This window comes from Serratia sp. 14-2641, assembly GCF_001692375.1.
Classification (GTDB): domain Bacteria; phylum Pseudomonadota; class Gammaproteobacteria; order Enterobacterales; family Enterobacteriaceae; genus Chania; species Chania fonticola_C.
The window spans coordinates 114,722-135,850 of the sequence record NZ_LXKR01000018.1 but is presented as its reverse complement, the minus strand read 5'-3'; the positions used below and the strand labels follow the sequence as shown (position 1 = coordinate 135,850).

The 21,129-nt window shown below is 55.1% G+C and carries 16 protein-coding genes; all 16 read right to left on the bottom strand.

Annotated features, from left to right (window positions below; all coding sequences use genetic code 11):
• Positions 1–12: 12 nt before the first annotated feature.
• On the bottom strand, positions 13–327 hold the full coding sequence (locus A6U95_RS08690) for a cytochrome c (RefSeq protein WP_021179932.1): 315 nt from the start codon (positions 325–327) through the stop codon (positions 13–15).
• Positions 328–337: 10 nt separating this feature from the next.
• Positions 338–1,663, bottom strand: a complete 1,326-nt coding sequence (gene tilS / locus A6U95_RS08685; protein WP_065684177.1) for a tRNA lysidine(34) synthetase TilS — start codon at positions 1,661–1,663, stop codon at positions 338–340.
• 56 nt (positions 1,664–1,719) lie between these two features.
• Positions 1,720–3,180: a dipeptide permease DtpD gene (gene dtpD / locus A6U95_RS08680; RefSeq protein ID WP_065684176.1), complete on the bottom strand. Its 1,461-nt coding sequence runs from the start codon at positions 3,178–3,180 to the stop codon at positions 1,720–1,722.
• Between the two features lie 59 nt (positions 3,181–3,239).
• Complete coding sequence (cadA, locus tag A6U95_RS08675) at positions 3,240–5,378, bottom strand: lysine decarboxylase CadA (RefSeq protein WP_021806099.1); 2,139 nt, start codon at positions 5,376–5,378, stop codon at positions 3,240–3,242.
• A 96-nt stretch (positions 5,379–5,474) separates the two neighbouring features.
• On the bottom strand, positions 5,475–6,821 hold the full coding sequence (cadB, locus tag A6U95_RS08670) for a cadaverine/lysine antiporter (protein ID WP_024485571.1): 1,347 nt from the start codon (positions 6,819–6,821) through the stop codon (positions 5,475–5,477).
• Between the two features lie 414 nt (positions 6,822–7,235).
• Complete coding sequence (cadC, locus tag A6U95_RS08665) at positions 7,236–8,786, bottom strand: lysine decarboxylation/transport transcriptional activator CadC (RefSeq protein ID WP_065684175.1); 1,551 nt, start codon at positions 8,784–8,786, stop codon at positions 7,236–7,238.
• Positions 8,787–8,875: 89 nt separating this feature from the next.
• The gene (locus A6U95_RS08660) at positions 8,876–9,265 is read right to left on the bottom strand and encodes a VOC family protein (RefSeq protein ID WP_065684174.1); all 390 of its coding nucleotides are present in this window, start codon (positions 9,263–9,265) and stop codon (positions 8,876–8,878) included.
• 177 nt (positions 9,266–9,442) lie between these two features.
• Complete coding sequence (locus A6U95_RS08655) at positions 9,443–11,578, bottom strand: lysine decarboxylase LdcC (RefSeq protein ID WP_065684173.1); 2,136 nt, start codon at positions 11,576–11,578, stop codon at positions 9,443–9,445.
• 112 nt (positions 11,579–11,690) lie between these two features.
• Positions 11,691–12,650 (bottom strand): acetyl-CoA carboxylase carboxyl transferase subunit alpha, encoded by a 960-nt coding sequence (accA, locus tag A6U95_RS08650; RefSeq protein WP_021806103.1) that lies wholly within the window; start codon positions 12,648–12,650, stop codon positions 11,691–11,693.
• A gap of 12 nt (positions 12,651–12,662) precedes the next feature.
• Positions 12,663–16,151 carry a DNA polymerase III subunit alpha gene (dnaE, locus tag A6U95_RS08645; protein ID WP_065684172.1) on the bottom strand — a complete coding sequence of 1,163 codons (3,489 nt, stop codon included), beginning with the start codon at positions 16,149–16,151 and terminating at the stop codon, positions 12,663–12,665.
• A 152-nt stretch (positions 16,152–16,303) separates the two neighbouring features.
• Positions 16,304–16,912 carry a ribonuclease HII gene (rnhB, locus tag A6U95_RS08640; RefSeq protein ID WP_024484324.1) on the bottom strand — a complete coding sequence of 203 codons (609 nt, stop codon included), beginning with the start codon at positions 16,910–16,912 and terminating at the stop codon, positions 16,304–16,306.
• Positions 16,909–18,057, bottom strand: a complete 1,149-nt coding sequence (gene lpxB, locus A6U95_RS08635; protein ID WP_024529512.1) for a lipid-A-disaccharide synthase — start codon at positions 18,055–18,057, stop codon at positions 16,909–16,911. The genes rnhB and lpxB overlap by 4 nt, the downstream gene beginning before the upstream one ends.
• Before the next feature lie 3 nt (positions 18,058–18,060).
• Complete coding sequence (gene lpxA / locus A6U95_RS08630; protein WP_021179920.1) at positions 18,061–18,849, bottom strand: acyl-ACP--UDP-N-acetylglucosamine O-acyltransferase; 789 nt, start codon at positions 18,847–18,849, stop codon at positions 18,061–18,063.
• A gap of 3 nt (positions 18,850–18,852) precedes the next feature.
• The gene (gene fabZ, locus A6U95_RS08625; RefSeq protein WP_021179919.1) at positions 18,853–19,308 is read right to left on the bottom strand and encodes a 3-hydroxyacyl-ACP dehydratase FabZ; all 456 of its coding nucleotides are present in this window, start codon (positions 19,306–19,308) and stop codon (positions 18,853–18,855) included.
• A gap of 161 nt (positions 19,309–19,469) precedes the next feature.
• Positions 19,470–20,492, bottom strand: coding sequence for a UDP-3-O-(3-hydroxymyristoyl)glucosamine N-acyltransferase (gene lpxD, locus A6U95_RS08620; protein WP_065684171.1), 1,023 nt, complete (start codon positions 20,490–20,492; stop codon positions 19,470–19,472).
• Between the two features lie 4 nt (positions 20,493–20,496).
• Complete coding sequence (skp, locus tag A6U95_RS08615; RefSeq protein ID WP_065684170.1) at positions 20,497–20,994, bottom strand: molecular chaperone Skp; 498 nt, start codon at positions 20,992–20,994, stop codon at positions 20,497–20,499.
• Positions 20,995–21,129 lie beyond the last annotated feature (135 nt).

The window sequence follows — 21,129 nt, the reverse complement described above, 5'->3', positions numbered from 1 at the left end:
TGCCCTCGTCATTTAAGGCTTCAGGCTGGCGTAATAGGCCGCCAGGTCGGCAATATCCTCATCCGACAGACCCGAGACATAGGCCTTCATCACTTCCGCCTGCCCGCCAGAGCGCTCCCCTTTCTTGTAAGCCTGCAAAGAGTGCTCCAGGTACATTTGATTCTGCCCGGCCAGGTTTGGGTACATAGGTACCGAAACCTTGCCTTCCGCGCCGTGGCAGGCCATGCAACTGGCCGATTTATTCTTCCCTGCCGCCGCATCGCCCGCCGCCATGGCGGAAAAACTCAGCACGCTGGCCATCACTACCATTACGCTCACCAATTTCATTGCCCACTCCTCACAGCAGATTGTTATTATTTTTTTTCCAGCCAAGCCGCCAGGCCGGTTGCCCCGCAGACGCTTGCCCTTCCTCAGTAATAAATACGCCCACGGCAGCGATTAACTGCTCATCATAATAGAGCAACGGGATACGTTCACGCTGCCACGGTGGAATAGCCAACTCTTGCCACAGTTTTTTGATCGGACGTGAACCGGCACGGCCAACAATCCGCGCCCTGCCCTTGGCGGTAAAGCGCACGCTGACCGACTCATGCTCTAAAGGGGCGCGTACCAGGCATTCACCTTCGCCCACGTACAGAGTGCCCAGTCCGTCTGGTAACGCCAGTGGAGCCTCATTAGTCCAGGGCAATCGTGTGCCGCTCAGATCAGCCATCAGCGGTAGCAGGTACAGGCGCTGGCGAAAACGGCGGACCTGGTAGTTCCCGAGTTGCAGCTGTGGTTCGGCATCTTCCCGGCTTAATGCCACTTCCTGCCAAAGCCGATGCAAACCATCTCGTGCTGGCATGGTGACGCCAAACAGCCCAATCCAGCGCCGTAGCAAAGCATAGCGCCTGGCAGCAGAGCTGGTAGCCAATTCGGCGATAGCGAGCGAGTTTTCGCCATCCAGCAGTTGGGTTAATTGCTCGGCCAGCAGCTCATCAAGCAGTTGCTCCTGCTCGGCACATAATTCAGCGCTGCGTGCGGTGGCGGCAGCAAAATGCGGCCAACGTTGATTCACTATCGGCAAAACGTTCAGACGCAAGAAGTTGCGATCGAAGCGGGGATCCTGATTGCTGTCATCCTCGATCCACTGCAGTTGATGCTGGTGTGCGTAGGCTTCTAACTGCTGGCGCGATATTCCCAACAGCGGGCGCAATAAGGGATTGTTACCCAAACGGGTTTGTGCGGCCATGGCAGACAGTCCCGCAGGACCGCTGCCCCGTTTTAAGGCCAGCAAGAAGGTTTCACATTGATCGTCAAGATGCTGCGCCGTCAGCAAAGTCTCGTCTACGGCCAACGTTTCTGCGAAAGCAGCATAGCGGGCCGAACGGGCCGCTGCCTCAATACCGCCAGGCCGTCCCTCAAGCAGTACACGTTGCACTACCAGCGGAACCTGCCAAAGTTCACATTGCTGCTGGCAGTGTGCCACCCAATTATCGGCAAAACGGCTCAGGCCATGGTGTACATGCACCGCGCGCAGGGCAATGTCCGGTTGCTGCTGGCGTAACAGCACCAGCAGGTGCAGCAGTACGCTGGAATCCAGACCGCCGCTGAACGCCAGCAGCAGTTGGCGCTCAGCCCCTAGATGGTCGGCAATCTGTGTCAGGAGGTGGTGGGTCTTCATCAATTGAGCTTAGTGACATCTACATAACTGCACGTTAACCAGCCCACCGCCATCAATCAAGCATTAACCGCGCTATCATTGCGCCGGGTCATTCCCCACCACAGCACCAGAGCCGCCAGCACCAAGGCCGCACAGCCTGCGGCTCCCCAGCCAATCTGGGTAAAAACCTTGCCGTAAGCTTCAATCATCGCATTACCCAGTTGGCTTTCAGTGGTCTGGTTGGCAATCAGGCCCGCGAGATAATTAGCCACCGAGCCCGTCGCCAGCATATAAATACCGGTCAGCACGCCGGTGACACCAGGAATATCCAAGCGGGTGATTTGGGCCATCGCCACCGGATCGATAAACAGTTCGGCAAATCCCATCACCGCCAGCCCGGCTACCATCATCCCCATCGATGCCTGACCATGCAATTGCCCCCAGCGCGCATTTAATGCCATCAGCATAAAGCCCACGGCAATCAGCAGCAGGCCAAAGGCAAACTTGCACCAGATGCGCACGGTCTGAGCGTTTCCCTGGCTGCTACGCATCAGCCAGGCCAGCAGCACGCCGCCGAGCATCACAGCAAAGGCGTTTATCGACTGGAACAGCGCCGTAGGCACCGACCAAGAGAACCATTGCCGGTCAACAAAGTGATCGATAAACAGGCTGATCGAACTGCCGCCCTGTTGGGCAAAGGCCCAAAACAGCGTCCCCAGCAGCATCAAGATGATGATTTGCCATAACGCTCGCCGTTGCTCACCACTCACCCGCCAGAGGATACGCATGACGATCACCACTGCAGCGGCGCACACCACGCCAAGCAGATACCCGGCCCAGTTGTGAATGAACAACAGCGCGAAAAACAGCGGAGCACACAGTACCCCAGCCACCAGCCAGAACCAATGCGGCAAACATAGCGTAGTGGACTGTATCAGCGGGATATTCACCCCGCGCGTATGCCGAAAGTGCTTGTTCCCCGACAGGAAAATCATCAGCCCGGCAAACATCCCTATCCCCGCCAGCGCAAAGCCGACGTGCCAGCCATAGCGTTCAGCAGCCAACCCACAGGCGATCGGAGCCAGGATCGAGCCAACGTTCCCCGCGGCATACAGCAGAGAAAACCCGCCTTCCCGCCGTGGATCCTGCGCCTGGTACAGCTCTCCCAGCAGACAACTGATATTGGATTTAAACAGGCCATAGCCGCAGATGATGATGCCCAGCGCCAGATAAAGGGAGTTGGCCGACACCGCCCCCAGCCCCAATACGATATGGCCCAAGGTCATCAAGGCCGCCCCGGCAATCACCGAGACGCGGTTGCCCAACAGGCGATCGGCCAGCAGGCCGCCCAGAATGGGGGTGACATAAACCAAAGAGGCATAAGCGCTGAAAAGGGTGATGGCGTGGCTATCGGAGTAGCCTAGCTGGTGGGTCAGGTAGAGGATCAGTAACGCGCGCATGCCGTAAAAACTAAAATACTCCCAGATTTGGATCGCAACGACATAGTAGATAGCGCGCGGCTGTGAGGGTGTTTTCATGGTGTACTCCCATCAGGATAACCAAGGGGAAAGCGTCTGTGCTTTCCCCTGTGATGCCATTATTCCGCTTTCAACACTTTCACCGTGTAGCGGCCATCCGGCTGGCGGTAAGCCCCGTGAATATCGGTCTCAAAGCCCGGATAATGCGCGCCGATTTCACACAGCATTTGCAGGAACTCGAGCACTGGGCGGCTTTCTTCGGTCAGCATTTCACCCGGCATCACCAACGGCACGCCTGGAGGATATGGCAAGATCATATTGGCATTGACCTTGCCGACCATATCCTCCAGATAGACTTCTTCCACTTCGCCGTGCAGTTCTTTCTGGAAGGCGTGGTAAGGGTTCATCACCATGGTTGGCAGCACTTCAAACGCACGGTACATCAGGTCCGGCAGGTTGTGATGCTCGACCAGGCGATGGATGTTCTGCGCCAGATCCTGGATGCGCATGTTTTCATAGAACTCAGGCGCTTCCTGATACAGCGATGGCAGCATGTTTTTCACTCGCAGGTTCAAATCGAACGAGCGTTTGAAATCGGTCATCGCACGCAGCAGGCTCAACGCTTTGGTTTTATCGATACCAATGCTGAACAGGAACAGCAGGTTGTACGGGCCGGTTTTCTCCACGATGATGCCGCGTTCATCCAGGTACTTGGCTACCAGGCTGGCTGGGATACCGAACGGCTGCATCTCACCTTCTTTGCTCATCCCTGGAGTGAGGATGGTCACTTTGATCGGGTCGAGATACATGTGTTCGTTATCGATGTTTTTGAAGCCGTGCCAGGCGCTGTCGGAACGCAGCGGCCAGCATTCTGGCTCATCGATATGCTCCGGCTGCCAGACGTCAAAGAACCAGCCTTCGGACTCCACTTTCAGCCGTTTGATCTCCTTACGGAACTTGATGGCACGCTCGATGGAACCGTTAATCATGCGTTTACCGGCGTTGCCCTTCATCATCGCAGCGGCGGTTTCGGTGGACGCCACGATGCCATAATGCGGCGAGGTGGTGGTGTGCATCATATAGGCTTCGTTAAAGGTCTCTTCGTTGATGTCACCCTTAACGTGGATCATCGAAGCCTGCGAGAACGCCGCCAGCAGTTTGTGGGTCGACTGGGTTTCATAGATCACCTTGCCTTCAACCCGGCCGCCGCTCATGCCGCATTTGCCTTTATAGATCGGATGGAAGTTGGTGTAAGGCACCCAGGCAGAATCGAAGTGGATCGATTTAACATCCAGAGTCTGTTTGATGAAATCGGTGTTGTACAGCAAGCCATCGTAGGTGGAGTTGGTGATCACCGCGTGCGCTGGCCAACTGGCGTTCGGCGTTTCTTTCACCCGTTTGGCGATAGTGGCACGGCTGAATTCGCTCTGCGGGATGCCACCGAGAATACCGTAGGCATTACGGGTTGGCCGGAAGTAAATCGGCGTGATGTCACTCATCATCATCAGATGGGTCAATGATTTGTGGCAGTTACGGTCGATCAGCACGGTGCTGCCGGCCGGAGCGGCATACATGCCGACAATCTTGTTGGCGGTGGAGGTGCCGTTGGTCACCATGTAGCTGCGTTCGGCATTGAACACGCGGGAAATGTACTCTTCAGCCTCTTTGTGCGGGCCGGAGTGATCCAACAGCGAACCCAGTTCGGAAACCGAAATGGAGATGTCAGACTTCATGGTATTCGGGCCGAAGAAATCATAAAACAGGCTGCCTACCGGGCTTTTCTGGAAAGCAGTGCCGCCCATATGGCCTGGAGTACAGAAAGTATATTTGCCTTCACGCACGTATTTGAACAGCGCCTTGGTCAGCGGCGGCAGGATGGCATCGATATACTCGTCGGTGTTCTGTTTGATCTTGGCGGCGATATCTTTTGCCGCGCCCAGCGCATATTCGAAGAAACGCACCTGCATACGCAGATCGTTAAGGCTGACATCGAGCGTCGAATAAGTGTTGGCGAAGGCATACAGCGGCATGTATTCATTGAGCTGGCTGATCTCTTCGCACAGCTCAAGGTTGTATTTGTCCCAGTCAAAAATCACGCCGCACAGGCGGGCATTGTTTTCGATCAGCTTTAATAAATCTTCACGGTCATTAGGGTAGACGATGCGGAAGTCCAGGCTTTCCAGCGCCTGATGCAGTTCGCGGATCGGCTCTTCTTTGAAGTAGACACCCATGTGATTCATGATGGCAATAACGTTCATAATCATTTCTCCAGGCAAAGCGGGCCCCTTCCCGTCGCGGCTGACAGGTCGGAAAGAAAGGGGCTGGGTAAATTCAGTGGGTCAGAGCACGCAATCTCAATGCGCTTTGGCCGTGGCGCTGTCGTTGACCGCTGCGGCTGCTTTGGCAACCTGGCGGGTATTCATTTTGCGGGCATAGAACATCAGGATGATCAGGCTGACGATAAAGGTGCCGGACAGCTCGAAGGAGTTGGCGCCCATCAGGGCGATAAAGCAGAACCCACAGCCCAGTACCGACGCCACCAGGCTCAGCAGGTTACGCACGTTGACACCTTCAAAGCGGATCAGGTCAACGCAGGAGTAGAAGTAAGGCAGCATGGTCAGCAGCACCGCAATCCCGGTCAGTTCGCCGAACAGGTCGGAAGCTTTGCCGCCGCTGGAGTTCATCACGGTGATCAACACCATCAGCGCGGTCATTTTGCAGCTTGCCAACAGCAGGCCCTTCTTCGGAATGCCGTTTTTATCCAGTTCGCCATACACTTTCGGGAAGTTGCCGTCGTTGGCCGCACGCACCCCGGCCTGACCTACCAGCATCATCCAGGAACCCAACGAGGTCAGGCAGGCAAAGGCGGTGAAAGCGGATACCATCGGAGCTGCCCAGTTGCCCATAATGGCGGAGGCACTGATGGCGAAAGGAGCACCGCTGGCAGCCATTTGCGCTGCAGGGAACATCCCGCTCATTACCTGAGTGGCGGCAATATAGATAATCCCTGCCAGGCCGGTACCCAGCATGGTCGCCAGCGGCACGGTACGTTTGGGGTTTTTCACCATCCCGGTGCTGACAGCAGCGGATTCAACGCCGATAAACGCCCACAGGCAGAGCAGGATACTTTTCACCACTGCATGGCTGTCGGTGGTACCCGAGGTATTCCAGTTGGCTTGATAGGTTGCAACATCAAACCAGTGCCAACCGGCCACGGCGGTGATCACTATCGGGATCAAGACCAGTACCAGACCCAGCGTGGTCAAGCGGCTGACCCAGGTGCCCCCCAGCAGATTGACAAAGGTGAATATCCAGACGATGGCGATACAGGCAATCCCGGCCGGTACCGGATTATTCAACGCGGGGAAGAAAGTCGAGAGATAAGAAACGGCGGTAATACCGATTGCCAGGTTACCGATCCAGTTGGCATGGTAGTAAAGCACGCCAGTCTGGAAACCAAACGCCGGAGAGATTTCCCCCGCATAGGCAATTGGCCCGCCTTGCTGTGGGTTTTTAGTCGCCAGGCGGGCGTAAACATAAGCCAATGACATCGCGCCGACGATAGAAATCACCCATCCCCAGATGGCGATAGACCCCAGACTTGCCAGGTTTGCCGGTAATAAGGCAATCCCGCTCCCCATCATATTACCGGCGACGACGCCGGTGCAGGCAATAAGCCCTATTTTCTTGGATGAAGCCATGGTCAGTTTCTCCTGATTATCGATGCTGATAAGTGCTGAGCATTAAGAAGCGAGATTAATGAACAGACTTGATAATCAGGATGCTAACGATAGGCCAAAATAAAGTCCTAAAGATAAGGTGAAATTACGCTCATGATCCTACAAATGACAACTTGAGGTTTATGGTGAAAATATCAAGGTGGCAGCATGAGCTAAAGAAAAGATAAACATTGTTTATAAACAACAGGATATTGGCACGAAGTGGCGGTAGTCAAGAGGGAAGCCGATGGGAGTCATGCAGAACGCCGATACGCCGTAAACCCATCCCTGGTGGCTCGAATCGCGCATCCCTGCGCTCAACGGTCGTAACCGTATGGCTCCCACCTGCCTTGGCTTATAGTGTCGCTGTATTTGTGCCAACGGTTGGCAATGGAGTTATTTTTGCGTGTCGTAGTTGTCTAAATAAGGAACAACTGCGGTGACTGAGGTCTGGAATACACCATTACGGATCCAATGCAGCGTATTTTCACCAGGGCGAAGGTTGAAGGCAGTAATATAAGAATCCGCAGCCTGATGGTTATGGCCCTGCATTTCATAGACTTTGCCTAGTAATACATAGTTCAACCATGACATCTGTAGATCGATAGCTTTATTAATGGCGCGGTAAGCCTCATCCGTTTTCCCTTGGGAAAGCGCATCGACGGTCACTATCTGCTGCAAGATGGGGGAATCAGCCAATATCGGCAACGCCTCCAGGCGGGTAATTTCCGTTCGTAGCTGTGCCAGTTCGGCCTCATCAAGAGGTTGGTAGGAATTACGCAGCAAATCCACCAGCGCTTTTTCGGCAACGGCATACTCAAAATCCGGCGAGGCTTTGATTATCGCCTCCAATTGGCTGCTGGCGCGGATCAGTGAGTCCGCATCTCCCTGTACCAGCAATTGATGTGCCTGATAGAAACGCTGCAGCGCCGGGCCATTTTGCGGCAGCAGCAGCGCCAAACGCTGTGCCAGTTGCTGCGGCCAAGGCTGTTTCAACGCCGCCGACAGGCTGGTAAGGAAATCCTGCTGAATTTTTAGCTGATTATCGGTGGTAATAAAGTAGCGCTTATCCAGCATGATCGAGCTGTCGGCATTATCCACCAGCCGCACCGACAGGAAGCATTGCTGGGCACGGTAATGGCGTTGATTGACGAACTCGATATACAGCGACTTGCCGGAGCTGCTCGGCCCGGCAAAGTTGTAGTTGGTCTGATCGTGCACCAGGAACGTGGAATAGGTATTCAGCGCGTCGGTGACCAGTTCACTCACGCCAACCACATAAGAGAGCTGTGGCGTCCAGTTGCTGCAACTGTTACCACCCTGGATACGAATATCGATATCACGCGGGTTGAGCAACACCGGCATGGTGGACACAGGTATGCGCTGAGACAGGGTCGCAATGCCGACAAAGGCGACGCAGGCAGACAGCGCCGCCAGGAAAGTCAGCCAGACCCAAAAGGGTGAGCGTTGATAAAAACGACCTGCCGCAGTGGGTAACAGGGTCTTTGGCTTGGTAGCCGGACGCGGCGGGACATAGGCGGGAGCCTCTTCCTCGCTGCCATCTTCCGGCTCATGCATTACCACGGCCACCTGGGGTATCAACGGCGGCGCGTCTTCCCCCTCTTCACACCACATGACCGGTGCCGTCAGTTTATAACCGCGCTTGGGGACGGTGATGATGTATTCAGGGCTGTCTGGATCGCCGTCTTTCAGATATTTGCGCAGTTCGGAAATGCACTGGGTCACCACATGGTTGGTGACGATATTGCGCTTCCAGATGTTATCAATCAACTCGTCGCGGCTGAGCACCACGTCCGGGTGCTGAGCGAAGTACTGCAACATATCGATCAGGCGCGGTTCCAGCGTCCGTTGACGCCCATCACGGCTTATGCGGTTGTCGGCCGGGGTGATCAGCCACTCCCCGACGCGGAAAACAGGCTCTTGCATGGCGGAAATAACTCTGTGGACACTGAGGGCAAGGGCGCGATGATAGCATAACGACCCATAACTTGGGCCGTTCTCAGCAGATTAAGCATTCATAGTTCATATAATTCGAGCGGTAATCCGTCAGGATCGCTGAAAAAGGTAAAACGGGATTGGGTATAGGGATCGACCCGAACCGGCTCGCAAACGACCCCAGCGGCCTGTAAATGCGCGATCGACGCCTCGATATCCTCTACGCTGAATGCCAGGTGACGCAGGCCACAAGCTTCCGGGCGGCTCGGCCTGGCTGGGGAAGATGGGAAGGAAAACAGTTCAATGACGTATTGACCGTTCAGCGCCAGATCGGCTTTCCAAGAGTCACGTTCTTCACGGTAATATTCCGCTAGCAAGGTGAACCCCAAGATATCGCAGTAAAAGTGCTTACTGGCGGCGTAATCAGAACCAATCACCGCTATATGGTGAACCTGTCGTAATGCCAACATGGATGAACTCCGTAAGTTAATTTGTGACCCCTCACCCCAACCCTCTCCCTGTACAGAGCCGTAGTCAGGTATGGGAGTCGATCTGTAGCACGTTTTATTTCCCCTCCAACCCGGATACAAAAGTCAGGATGTGGCACGATCGGTCCCCACTCCCTGTAGGAGAGAGGACATTCTTATCTAATCGGTTTTCAGCACCTTCACCAGATAGCGCCCATCCTCGGTCAGTTTAGCGCCGTGGATGTCGGTTTCAAAACCTGGATAGTGTTCGCCGATCGAACACAGCATCAGCAGGAAATCGAGCACCGCGCGGCTCTCTTCGGTGATCATCTCCCCCGGCATCACGACCGGCACACCCGGCGGATAAGGCAGGATCATGTTCGCCGCCACCTTGCCGACCAACTGGTCGATCTCGCAGGTTTCTACATTGCCGCGCACCTGCTGGAACATCTCATAAGGCGTCAGCTTCATCTCCGGCAGGACGTCAAACGCACGCAGCATCAAGCCCGGTAAATCGTGCTGGCGGATCAGCTGGTGGATCCCGGCAGCCAGATCCTGAATGCGCATATGGCGGTAAAAATCCGGATCTTCAGCATACAGATCCGGCAGCATGTTTTTCACCCGCAGGTTAAGATCGTAAGCTCGTTTGAAATCCGTCAGGCTGCGCAGCAGGCTCATCGCCTTGGTCTTGTCGATGCCAATGCTAAACAGGAACAGCAGGTTGTACGGACCGGTTTTCTCCACCACGATCCCACGCTCATCCAGGTATTTCGCTACCAGCGCGGCAGGGATCCCGCTCTCCTCCAGCTCACCCAGTTCGTTCATCCCCGGCGTCAAAATGGTGACCTTGATCGGATCCAGATACATATGATCGCTGTCGGTCTGGCCAAAGCCATGCCAGTTATCGTCCGGGTTCAGCGGCCAGCACTGTGCCTCGTCAATCTCTTCCGGCTGCCAGATATCGAAGAACCAGGTATCACTCTCGGCACGCAGGCGTTGCACTTCACGGCGAAAATGCAGGGCTCGCTCCACGGAGCGGTTAATCATGCGCCGCCCCGGATTACCCCGCAGCATCGCCGCAGCAGTTTCCATTGAAGCCACAATGCCGTAATGCGGCGAAGTGGTGGTGTGCATCATGTAAGCTTCGTTAAAGGTGTTCTCGTCATAATCCCCTTTAATGTGGATCATCGAAGCCTGAGAGAACGCCGCCAGCAGCTTGTGGGTTGATTGAGTTTCATAGATCACCTTGCCCGCGATGCGATCGCCACTCATGCCGCTTTTGCCGTCATAAATCGGGTGGAAATTGGTGTAAGGCACCCAGGCCGAATCGAAGTGGATCGACGCTACGTCCAGCGTTTGCTTGATATAATCGGTGTTATACAACAGGCCGTCATAGGTAGAGTTGGTGATCACCGCATGTACCGGCCAACTGGCGTTGGCAGTGCTTGCCACCCGCTCGGCAATGCTGTCGCGGGTAAATTCGCGCTGGGGAATGCCGCCTAAAATACCGTACGCATTTCGCAACGGGCGCAGGTAAATCGGCACGATGTCACACATCATCAGCAGGTGACACAGCGACTTATGGCAGTTACGGTCAATCAATACCGTGCTACCGGCAGGTGCCGAATACATGCCGACAATCTTGTTGGCGGTAGAGGTGCCGTTGGTCACCAAGTAGCTCTGCTCCGCGTTGAACGTGCGGGCAATGTACTCTTCCGCCTCCAGATGCGGGCCGGTGTGATCCAGCAGCGAGCCGAGCTCCGTCACCGAGATGGAAATATCCGCCTTCAGGGTGTTGGCACCAAAGAAATCGTAGAACAGGCAGCCCACCGGGCTTTTCTGGAACGCGGTGCCCGCCATATGGCCCGGCGTACAGAAGGTATATTTCCCCTCCTTCACATAGGTGAATAGCGCCTTGGTCAGCGGTGGGGTGATGGTGTCCATATACTCATCGGTATACTGGCGAATGCGCTGGGCGATATCGTCGGCAGCGTTCAGACCATACTCGAAGAAATAGAGCACCATACGCATTTCGTGCAGGTGGACATCGAAGGTGGAGTGAGTGTTGATAAACGCATACAGCGGCAGATATTCATTCAGCTCGTTGATTTCGCTGCACAGCTCCAGGCTGTATTCGTCCCAGTCGAAGATCACCCCACAGATACGCGCATTGTGCTCGATCAGCTTGAGCAGATCGCCGCTGTTCTTAGGGAACACCAGCTGGAAGCCCATTGAGGCCAGCGCCACGTGCAGCTCGCGGATAGGCTCGTCTTTGTAGTAAACGCCCATCGGGCTCATGATCGCAATGATATTCATCGCAGCTATCCTTTAGTTAACTACCAATAGCTTATAACAACATAAAAAGCCGAGGCTGTCTTACGCGCATAAAAAAACCGCCCGGAGGCGGTTAGTCATCAGGCGTACAAACTCAGCAATAGCCGTAGTTCATCAGCCGTTGATAGCGACGATTGAGCAACTCTTCGTTGTTCAGGCCATCCAGATCCGCCAGGTCCGCCAACAGTTGGGCTTTCAACGAAGCCGCCATTGCCGGTACGTCGCGGTGAGCAGAGCCCAAAGGCTCTGGGATCACAGAATCGATCAGCTTCAGCTCTTTCAAGCGCGGTGCAGTGATGCCCATTGCTTCTGCGGCAATCGGTGCCTTATCGGCACTTTTCCACAGGATCGAGGCGCAACCTTCCGGCGAGATCACCGAATAGGTGCTGTACTGCAGCATATTCACTTTATCGCCCACGCCGATCGCCAGTGCCCCGCCGGATCCGCCTTCGCCGATCACGGTGCAGATCACCGGGATATTCAGGCGAGACATTTCACGCAGGTTGCGGGCGATCGCCTCAGATTGACCACGCTCTTCCGCACCCACGCCAGGATAAGCACCTGGGGTGTCGATGAAGGTGATCAGCGGCATCTTGAAGCGGGAGGCCATTTCCATCAGGCGCAGCGCTTTGCGATAGCCTTCCGGTGCCGGCATACCGAAGTTGCGGCGGATTTTCTCTTTGGTTTCACGCCCTTTCTGATGACCAATGATCATCACCGGGCGGCCATCGAGGCGCGCAATACCACCGACAATGGCTTTGTCATCGGCATAGGCGCGATCGCCTGCCAGCTCTTCAAAGTCGGTAAAGATGTGTTTGATATAATCCAGGGTATAAGGACGGCGCGGGTGGCGTGCCAATTGGGCAATCTGCCAGGCCCCAAGATCGGAAAAAATCTTGCGCGTCAGCTCAACGCTCTTCTCACGCAGGCGCTGAACCTCTTCGTCCAGATTAATATCTAATTTTTCGTCTTGACGGCTGACTGCGGTCAGCGAGTCAATTTTCGCTTCCAGCTCTGCAATCGGCTGTTCAAAATCAAGAAAATTCAGACTCATAGCATTCCTATTTTAGTCAAATTCCAGTTCCACCTGCTCATTACCTACCAAGGTCCGCAAATCTATCAACAAGCGGTCGGTCGGCGTCACGCGCCAAGTTGCACCAAAGCGCAATCTTGCCCGTGCATCTTCCCGTTGATAGTAGAGATGCACTGGAATCGTCCCCGAGCGATGGGGTTCCAAAGACTGACGGAGACGGTTCAAAAGCTGGTCATCAATTTGCCTGTCCGTCAGCGAGATAGCAAGCCCGCGAGCGTATTTTTCACGTGCTTCACTGATGTCCATTAATTCACGAGCGGTCATTTTAAGCCCGCCGTTAAAGTCATCAAAGCTGACCTGTCCAGTCGCGATCAGGATACGGTCTTTTTCCAACAAATGCTGGTATTTTTCCAAGGCATCGGTGAATAACATGATGTCCAGACGGCCAGAGCGGTCATCCAGCGTACAAATGCCGATGCGGTTGCCGCGTTTGGTCATCATGATCTTGGAGGCAATCACCAACCCGACGGCGGTAGTCATCTTGCCGCGATCCGTCGGGTGCATATCTTTCAGACGCTGGCCACCGGCATAGCGTTCAATTTCTTTGAGGTACTGGGTGATGGGGTGGCCGGTAAGATACAGCCCCAGCGTTTCCCGTTCACCATCCAGCACTACCTGTTCCTGCCAAGGGGGAACGTTAGCGTAGGATTGTTCCACCTGCTCCGGCGCTTCCGCCAACACGCCAAACATATCTGCCTGGCCGATGGCTTCGGCTTTGGCGTGCTGATCGGCCGCTTTAAGCGCATCCCCCAGGGAGTTCATCAACGCGGCACGGTGTGGCCCCAGGCGATCGAACGCCCCGGACATGATCAGCTTTTCCAGAATACGTCGGTTGAGCTTTTTAATATCGGAGCGGGCGCACAGGTCGAACAGATCTTTGAAATACCCCTGCTCGCCGGAATTACGCGCTTCGATAATCGCTTCGATCGGTCCTTCCCCTACGCCTTTGATGGCTCCGATGCCATAGACGATCTCACCCTCGTCATTAACGTGGAAGTGATACTGCCCGCTGTTGATGTCCGGCGGCAGAATTTTCAGGCCCATGCGCCAGCACTCATCCACCAGCCCCACCACCTTATCGGTGTTATCCATATCGGCGGTCATGACCGCAGCCATAAACTCGGCCGGATAGTGGGCCTTCAGCCACAGCGTCTGGTAAGACACCAACGCATAGGCAGCGGAGTGCGATTTGTTAAAGCCGTAACCCGCGAACTTCTCTACCAGATCGAAGATTTTTACCGACAGTTCGCCGTCAATGCCGCGCGATTTCGCACCATCTTCAAAACCGCCACGCTGCTTGGCCATCTCGACCGGGTTCTTTTTACCCATGGCGCGACGCAGCATGTCCGCGCCGCCCAGCGTATAGCCAGCCAACACCTGAGCGATCTGCATCACCTGTTCCTGGTACAGGATGATGCCATAGGTTGGCTCCAGCACTGGCTTCAGCGATTCATGCTGCCACTGGATATCAGGGTAGGAGATCTCTTCGCGCCCGTGCTTACGGTCGATAAAGTTATCTACCATGCCGGACTGTAACGGGCCGGGACGGAACAGCGCCACCAGTGCGATCATGTCTTCGAAGCAGTCTGGCTTCAAACGTTTGATCAAATCCTTCATGCCGCGCGATTCAAGCTGGAACACCGCTGTGGTTTCCGAGCGTTGCAGCATGTCGAAGCTTTTCTTGTCCTCGAGCGGAATGGCCGCGATATCTATCGGCTCCAGCCCGGTTTTGGCTCGCCGGGCATTGATCATCCCCAACGCCCAGTCGATGATGGTCAGGGTACGCAGACCGAGGAAGTCGAACTTGACCAGCCCGGCGTATTCCACGTCGTTCTTATCGAACTGGGTGACCGGGTGGTTACCTTCGGCATCGCAATAAAGCGGGGCAAAGTCGGTGATCTTGGTTGGCGCAATCACCACCCCCCCGGCGTGCTTACCGGCGTTACGCGTCACACCTTCCAGCTTGCGCGCCATGTCGATCAGCGCTTTGACCTCTTCGTCTGCCTCATAGATTTCCGGCAGCTGCGGCTCTGCAGCAAAGGCTTTTTCCAGCGTCATGCCCGGATCGGGCGGCACCAGCTTGGAGATACGGTCGACAAAGCCATAAGGATGGCCCAGCACGCGCCCCACGTCGCGGATCACCGCTTTCGCCGCCATGGTACCGAAGGTGATGATCTGCGATACCGCCTCACGACCATACATGTCCGCCACGTGCTCGATGACCAGGTCGCGTTTTTCCATGCAGAAGTCGACGTCGAAGTCGGGCATCGAGACACGTTCCGGGTTCAGGAAGCGTTCGAACAGCAGGTCAAATTCCAGCGGGTCGAGATCGGTGATTTTCAGCGCATAGGCCACCAGCGAACCGGCACCAGAGCCACGGCCCGGGCCTACCGGCACGTCGTTATCTTTCGACCACTGGATGAACTCCATTACGATCAGGAAGTAACCCGGGAATCCCATCTGGTTGATCACTTTCAGTTCCAGATCCAGACGCTCATCGTATTCAGGACGGCGCTCGGCACGGACTTCCGGATCCGGGAACAGGAACTCCAGGCGTTCTTCCAACCCCTCTTTGGACTTGAGCACCAGGAAATCTTCGGTGGTCATATCGCCGGTGGGGAACTGTGGCAGGAAATATTCGCCCAGACGGATGGTGACGTTACAGCGCTTGGCAATTTCCACGCTGTTTAGCAACGCTTCCGGGATGTCGGCAAACAGCTCGCACATCTCCTCTTCGCTGCGCATGTACTGTTGCGGGCTGTAGTTTTTCGGGCGTTTTGGATCGTCAAGCGTGAAGCCATCATGGATCGCTACGCGGATCTCATGGGCGTCAAAGTCATCTTCCACCAGGAAACGGACATCGTTGGTGGCGACTACCGGCAACCCACGTTCGGTCGCCAGGGCTACGGCGGCGTGCAGATAGTTTTCTTCATCCCCACGGCCGGTGCGGATCAGTTCGAGATAATAGCTGTCCGGGAAATGCTGCTGGTAAAACTCCAGGCATTGATCGACCAGGGCCTGGTTGCCACGCAGCAGAAACTTGCCGACGTCGCCCATGCGTGCACCGGAAAGCAGGATCAACCCGCTGCGATGTTCTATCAGCCAGTCGCGATCGATCACCGGGCCTGCCGGGCCATAACCGCGCTGATACGCCCTGGAGATTAATAGTGTGAGGTTTTGATAGCCAACGTTATCGGCTGCCAGCACGGTAAGCTGTGCCAGCTCATCGCCCAGCTCTTCGCTTTGCACATGGAAATCCGCACCGATGATCGGTTTGATCCCGGCACCGTGCGCACTGCCATAAAACTTCACCAGACCACACATATTGGTGAAGTCGGTGACGGCCAAGGCTGGCATGGCTAACGCGGCAGCTCTTTTCACCAACGGGCCAATCTTGGCTAATCCATCAATCATGGAGTAGTCACTGTGCACGCGCAGATGAATAAAACGAGGTTCGGCCATATCCAGATACCAACGTGTTGGGGTTCAGCTTACTGAACCGGGGTTACATTAGGGTGTAGGGAAGATCACCGTAGCCATTTCCCCTCACCCCGACCCTCTCCCAAAAGGAGAGGGGGCGTAATTTTAAGCATCGTGTGAACTATGCGGCTTGTTTACTTAGCTGACGAACCAGACTCCAGCGCCCGTCTTACCGGGGCAAAACTGCGGCGATGATGCTCGGTAGCCCCCAACACGGCCAGCTTTTCCAGATGGAACGCAGTGGGATAGCCCTTGTGTTGGGCAAAGCCGTAATCCGGGAAAATCGCATCCAGTTCGGTCATTTCGCGATCGCGGGTCACCTTCGCCAGAATCGATGCGGCACTGATTTCCGCCACCCGGCTATCCCCTTTCACTACCGCTAACGAGCGCATCGGCAATTTGGGGCAACGGTTGCCGTCAATCAACACCATGTCCGGTGCGATATGCAAACCCGCTACCGCGCGCTGCATCGCCAACATCGTGGCATGCAGGATATTCAGTTGGTCGATTTCGACCGGCTCAGCTCGCCCCAGGCTCCAGGACAGCGCCTTTTCCACGATCTCGTCGTATAACGCCAGGCGACGCTTCTCACTGAGCTTTTTGGAATCCGCCAGGCCAACAATCGGCCGTGCCGGATCGAGGATCACCGCAGCGGTCACAACGGCACCCACCAAAGGCCCGCGCCCCACTTCGTCCACACCGGCAAACAGCCGGGCGGCAGGGTAAACAAAGGGTTCCATCATGCTTTTGCCAGCTCCAACACAGCCTGAGCGGCCTGTTCATCGGCACCACAGCGAATGCTCTGATGCAATTCAAGGAAGGTCTGTTTCAACAGCTCCGCCTGCGGGCTGTCTTCCAGCAGCGGCAATAACGCCGCGGCCAGCTTATCCGGTACACAATCGTGTTGCAGCAGTTCGGTGACGATTTCACGCCCTGCCAGCAGGTTAGGCAATGAGACATACGGGGTTTTCACCAACCGCTCCGCCAGCCAGAAGGTAAATGGCTTCATGCGGTAGCCCACCACCATCGGGCATTTTGCCAACATGCATTCCAGCGCTGCGGTGCCAGAAGCCAGCAGTGCCGCATCGCTGGCCACCATCGCCTCACGCCCTTTGCCATCCAGCAGGTGAACCTTAAGCTCCGGTGCGACCTCTGCCTTGATGCGCTCAAACTGCTCACGGCGCTTGGCGTTGACCAACGGCACCACCACTTCCAGATCGGGATAATGCTCGCGTAGCAGTTGGGCGGTGCGCAGGAAGTCACCACTGAGCATTTCCACTTCGGCATTACGGCTGCCGGGTAGCAATGCCAAACAGCGAGCGGCCGGGTCAATGCCCAGCGTAGCGCGTGCGGCCAGCTTATCCGCCTGCAATGGCATCGCATCGGCCATGGTATGACCGATAAAGCGGCAAGGAACGTTGAAACGATCGTAAAACGCTTTTTCGAAAGGGAGGAACGCCAACACCAGGTCGGTCGCTTTACCAATTTTGAAAACACGTTTCTGACGCCAGGCCCACACGGACGGGCTGACATAGTGAATAGTGCGGATACCGCGCTGTTTCAGGCGGCCTTCCAGCGTGAGGTTGAAGTCTGGCGCATCGATACCGACAAACACGTCAGGCTTCAGCTCACTGAACCGGCGGGTCAGATCCTTGCGGATCTTCAACAGGCGTGGCAGACGCTCAAGCACCTCTACCACGCCCATCACCGCCAGCTCTTCCATTTCGTACCAGGTTTCACACCCTTCGGCCTGCATCAGCGGGCCAGCAACACCGACAAAGCGGGCGCTTGGGTAGTGCGTCTTAAGCGCACGAATTAATCCGGCCCCCAGAATATCACCGGAGGTTTCCCCGGCGACCAATCCGATAGTCAATGGACGATTTGGCATAACTCAGCGAATAATCCCACGGGTAGAACGCGCAAAGAAATCGAGGAACTGCTGCACCACGGGCTGCTGTTGCGCCAGGGTTTCGATCTCTGCTTTAGCCTCGTCGAAGGTCTTCTCGCTGCGATAGAGGATTTTGTAGGCATTACGGATCGCCTGCATTTCATCCTTATCAAAACCACGACGTTTCAGGCCTACGGCGTTGATACCAAATGGCGTCGCGTGGTTACCCTGCGCGATGACAAAAGGCGGTACGTCCTGAGCGACACCGGAGCAACCACCGACCATCACATGGGCACCAATCACACAGAATTGGTGGATCGCGGTCATGCCGCCAATGATGGCGAAATCGTCGATCTCCACGTGACCAGCCAGCGTGGCGTTGTTGGCCAACACGCAGGAATTGCCCACCACGCAGTCATGAGCAACGTGCACGTTGACCATCAGCAGGTTGTCATTACCGACTTTGGTCAGGCCCGTTCCCTGCGCGGTACCGCGATGAATGGTGACGCTCTCACGAATGCGGTTACGATCGCCGACTTCAACCCGAGTCGGTTCGCCAGCGTATTTCAGATCCTGATTCACTTCACCGATAGAGGCAAACTGATAGATCTCGTTATCGCGGCCAATCTTGGTGATACCGTTCACCACCACATGCGATTTGAGGACCGTACCCGCGCCGATTTCCACCTGGGAGCCGACGTAACAGAAGGGACCGATATGCGCACCAGCGCCGATGACGGCGCCTTCTTCAACGATCGCACTTGGATGGATAAAGGCGGTTTTATCAATCACGGATTATGCCTCCCGGCTGCGGGCACACATCATGGTTGCTTCGCAGACAATTTTTCCATCGACGGTCGCCACGCCTTTAAAGCGGGTCAAACCACGACGGGTTTTTTCGAAAGTGACTTCCATAATCATCTGGTCGCCAGGCACCACAGGGCGCTTGAAGCGAGCTTCGTCAATACCGGCGAAATAGTACAGCTCGCCCGGTTCCAGTTTACCCACGCTCTTAAATGCCAGGATACCCGTGGCCTGAGCCATAGCTTCCAAAATCAGCACGCCTGGAAAAATCGGTTTACCAGGGAAATGCCCCTGGAAAAACGGCTCATTAACGGATACGTTCTTCACTGCACGCAGATATTTATGCTCTTCGAAATCCAATACACGGTCAACCAGCAAGAATGGATAACGGTGAGGAAGCAGTTCCAGAATTTCTGCAATATCTAGAGTATGAGTGTCAGTAGTCAAAATACTCTTCCTGTCTCTAAAAACTGATGGCATCAACAACACGGCCTGCGTTGACCCCAAAAAGGAGATCATCAGGCAGGCCGCAAATTAACAACTCTTTGCGCTTTTGGCATCATTGCCAACGCGTTTCGTTTTATACCCAGCATCCCGGGCCGTGGTGATTAGTCTTTTCCGACTTTTCGTTCGACAGCTTTCAAGCGCTTGCTAATCTCATCGATATTCATCACCAACGCCGCGGTTTTACGCCAAACTTTGTTGGGTTGTAACGGAATGCCAGAGGAGTATACCCCAGGTTCGGTGATTGGTCGCATAACCATTCCCATCCCGGTGACAACTACCTGGTCAGCAATCTCCATGTGACCGTTGATCACACTGGCGCCGCCAATTTGGCAATAGCGCCCGATTTTCAGGCTACCTGCCATGATCACACCGCCCGCGACGGCGGTATTCTCGCCAATCACCACGTTGTGTGCAATCTGACACTGGTTATCTATGATAACACCATTCCCAATCTGGGTGTTATCCAACGCACCGCGATCGATGGTGGTACAGGCACCAATCTCAACGCGATCGCCAATAATCACCGTGCCAAGCTGCGGGATCTTGATCCAGTTGCCACGCTCGTTGGCGTAGCCGAAACCGTCCGCACCAATCACCGTTCCCGATTGGATCAGGCAGTGCTGGCCGATTTCCACTTCATGATAAATCGTCACGTTGGCCCACAGACGCGTACCTGCGCCGATGCGTGCCTGCTTGCCGATAAAGCAACCCGGGCCGATGACCACGTTATCGCCCAGTTCAACACCGGATTCGATAACCGCGTTCGCCCCAATAGCAACGTTCTGCCCCAGCTTGGCCTGCGGAGAGATCACCGCGCTTGGCGCGATATCTGCTGCGGGTGCTGGCGTGGTGTCCATCAACTGCGCCATACGCGCATAGGTCAGGTAAGGGTTTTTAACCACCAGCGCTGCGCTACGGCAGTGTGGTAGGTCTGCCTCGGTGAGTACCACGGCACTCGCCTGACAGGAAGCCAGCTGCTCTTGGTAGCGGCTGTTTGACAAAAACGTGATTTGGCCAGGCTGTGCGGAATGCATAGAAGCAATGCCGGTGATGGCGAGATCGCCATCACCGTGCAATTGTGCATCCAACTGCTGCGCTAAATCAGCCAGTCGAATTGAAGGCATGGCGTTATTTAACCTGTTTCAGCACGTCTGCAGTAATATCTTTTGAAGAACCTGCGTAAGCAACTGCGTTGGCGTCGATCACGACGTCATAGCCTTCTTTGCTGGCAACGGCTTTCACAGCATCCTGAATACGGCTCAGGATTTTGTTACGCTCTTCCATCTGGCGACGACGATTGTCCTGCTCGAAAGCCTGCGCTTTCTGAGAGAACTGCTCACGCTGAGCCATCACGTCTTTTTCCATCTTGGTGCGATCGCTGGCTTTCATGGTAGAACCATCACGCTGCAGTTTCTGCATTTTGGTTTGCAGATCGCGTTCCATGTTCTGGAGTTCGCTTGCACGGCCTTTGAATTCGCTTTCCAATTGCTTGGCTACGGTTTCACGAGCTGGCAGCTGTTGGAAAATGCTAGAAACGTTAACAACAGCAATCTTGTCAGCTGCCTGAACGCCTGCAGAAGCAGCCATTGCTAAACCGAGGCCTGCGGCACATAACCACTTTTTCACTATAAACTCCTTACCATCACCCATTTGTGTCACATGACACTTTTGAAAGTACACAATCTGCCAGACTTATCACAGTACACAATGAGATTTCTCTCGCTATGAGCTGGTTTAAGCCTGGCATTTGCGATTCTTGTA